Raw genomic sequence first — 1,327 nt, 5'->3', positions numbered from 1 at the left:
GGTTTGACAATAGCGGGGCTAAATACTCAAAATCCACGCTTTCCATTTCTATTTTATTTTGTATTTTAGTTGAAACATTTCCGCTTCGGGCGCCCCGCTATCGCCAAGCCGTGGAACGTTAGCGGTAATTTTACATAACCCGTCACAGAACCGAAAATTAGGAAACTGAATGAATGAAATTTACGAAATTGACAATTTACAAGAACTTAGAAGTTTCTTAGAAGGAAAAAGTAATCCTGATAAACTAAGAGAAAACCTTTTTTCAGAGTTTTTACAATACGCAGACTACAAAAATGTATCTGATTGGAATAAAGCTGTAAAAATTTGTGAAAGTCTTGCAATTATAGGTTGGGGAAATTATGAACCACTTGAAGCATTAAGAGGAATGTATTTTAATGGAAATCCAATGACTTTTTTTCTAAACAAATTTGGAGAATGCAGATTTGTAGATGCTATTTGGTCTAAAAGAGCGACAGGTTATACAATGGAGCAAGGAAGAACTTCATACCATTTTAGTCCAAACCAAATCGACAATAAGCAAACAATTCTTTCCGAGTACGAAACAAAAGAAATCATACAAGATTTAAAAATTGAAAGCCAAAGAAATTGGACACCAAAAAATCCTATTTGGTTTGAAAGAGGAATAAGCAATTGTTACGAAAACTCAAAGGAATTTATAGACAGCGTAGATAATGAACTTGAACCACTATTGAAAGAAAAAATGCGTCCTGAAAAATATGGAAATATAATAAACAGAATTATTATAAATCATTCTCATAGTTTTTATGACAATGCTCACTGTAAGACAAATTATATAATTTCTGAAAGCGACAAAAAACTGACTAACCAAAAAGCGTGGGAAGAATTACACAAAATGTATCCCAAAAAAGAAATAGAAGAAAATGGATACTATCTAAGAAACAGATTTGTATATGGCCCTTTTAGAAAAGACACAGGAAAAGTCAATATTGATATTCATTTTGAAAAAAGGTTTAGCGAATTAAGTTACCAAGAACAAAAAGAACAATTTACCGAATATGTTGTAACAGCAATAAATACACTTATAGACAAACTTAAAAAAAAGAAATTCGACTACAATTTTGACCTAATGTTTGAAGACTTTAATAAATTAATTAACGAATGGAAAAATAAAAACTACCGCTAACAAGGGTTTTGCAATAGTGGGGCAAAACTGCAAAGTTCAACGGCAGTTCTTCGATTGAACTGTTGTGCAAAATTGAAGATTTGTGCTTCGATTGCCCCACCATCGCAAAGCCCCGAAACGTTAGCGGTCAGCTTAAAAGACGACAAACCGAATGATACAAAG

At 32.7% G+C, this 1,327-nt stretch carries 1 protein-coding gene; it reads left to right on the top strand.

Annotated features, from left to right (window positions below):
* Positions 1-169 precede the first annotated feature (169 nt).
* A complete protein-coding gene (locus tag B0I22_RS16035) occupies positions 170-1,165 on the top strand; it encodes a hypothetical protein (protein WP_133946626.1) in 996 nt (331 codons plus the stop codon).
* Positions 1,166-1,327: the final 162 nt, after the last annotated feature.

The organism is Epilithonimonas xixisoli, from assembly GCF_004365655.1.
Classification (GTDB): domain Bacteria; phylum Bacteroidota; class Bacteroidia; order Flavobacteriales; family Weeksellaceae; genus Epilithonimonas; species Epilithonimonas xixisoli.
The sequence above is the reverse complement of the archived record's forward strand: the minus strand, read 5'-3'. Positions and strand labels throughout refer to the sequence as shown.